This window comes from Candidatus Cloacimonadota bacterium (assembly GCA_034661015.1).
In the GTDB taxonomy this organism is placed as follows: Bacteria; Cloacimonadota; Cloacimonadia; order JGIOTU-2; family JGIOTU-2; genus JAYEKN01.
On record JAYEKN010000299.1, the window covers coordinates 1 to 1,402 of the forward strand.

General features: G+C 35.9%; 1 protein-coding gene. It reads right to left on the reverse strand.

All coding sequences use genetic code 11. From position 1 onward, the window contains the following. The coding region (locus U9P79_10540) for a GNAT family N-acetyltransferase (GenBank protein MEA2105051.1) at positions 1 to 1,303 on the reverse strand (1,303 nt) is incomplete at its 3' end. Positions 1,304 to 1,402: the final 99 nt, after the last annotated feature.

The following is a 1,402-nucleotide window of genomic DNA, read 5'->3' on the forward strand; positions in this document are numbered from 1 at the left end:
TTGCACAAAACACTTGCGTAACCGGATTTGAGAGAGGCAGGTCAATGTAAATGCAATCAATCTTTTTTATGCAGAGTTCTTTCAATCTATACTTAAGCATATCGTTAAAATCATTGCCATATTCGAGTATTTTCAGAAACGCTCTGGCAGGTTCTTTTTGGATTTTGGCGACAATCTGAGTTTTATCTATAATATAATCTTTCCATTTATCTTTTTGCACATCGCATAATTTTCTGGAAAGATTATTTTTTGTGAAAATTTTTGCGATCATAGATTTATGATGAAAAGGCGGATAAACGTCTCGTTGCGGTTCTTTGGCAATTTTATAATAAAATAAAACAGTGGTTTGCCTTTTGAGCCTTTCTTGTTTATCGATTTTTTTAAAATGCATACTTGCCGGTGTGAAGGCAATGAGAAAGCCGGTTTCATTTGCTCCAAGAGAAATATTTCCCTTTTGAGTATAGGGATGCACGGCAACGGCTTCGCTGTAGATTCCATACATTCCTTTCGCTTTTGCATAATCCGCCATGAATAGTTTCATTTTTTTGAATAATCCTCTGCCCCGAAATCGCGGGTCAACAATTGCCATTCCGGTTTCTCCAACTTTTGCTTCGGTATTATCCAACATCAATGCCAGATGCCCGATTATTTCATTTTCCGGATTTAAAACCACACAAGAATGGAGCAAACCCGATTCCAACATTTCTTTTACTTTTTCGGGAAAATAGACAAATTCATTTCCGTAAGTATATCCGTAGGAACGGTACATACATCGTGCAACGCTAACACTATCCGATGTTTTCATCATCCGAAAATCTAAAGGAGTGTTTTTAGGTGCTATTTCAGTTGATTCCGGTTTTGTGCCAACAGGATAATCTACAATGTTTTTATATTTCAAATATTTGATGAATTTGATACTTTTCCCTTTTCTGCCGAGATTAACAAATTGTACCTCGTCCGCAAAAGCCTTCATAAGAAGAATGCCAATACCGGCATTTTCCGAATTTGTAGAGTTGCTAAAGTCAAATGGTAAACCTTGGTCCTCCACAGATATTTCAATTTCGCCATGCTTTCTGGATATTATCACATCAAAACTTCCGTGTTCGTCCTCAGGGAAAGCGTGCTGGATTACGTTCATAGAAGCTTCTTCTACTACAAGCCGTAATCTTTTTGCATCATCATGAGAAATGCCCTGATCTGCAGAAATATCTACGACAAAGTTAAGAACGGATGGGAGATATTCCTTTTTTGCTAAACAAGAAACTTTTGCGATAATTTGCGAACCTGTTTGGTCTTTATTCATATTAAACTTCCCAAGTTATATATTTTTTTATAAAAACAAAAAATTGGTTGAAATATTGTCAATGAATTTGAGAAATTTATGGTATTCCCTTATTTTGTT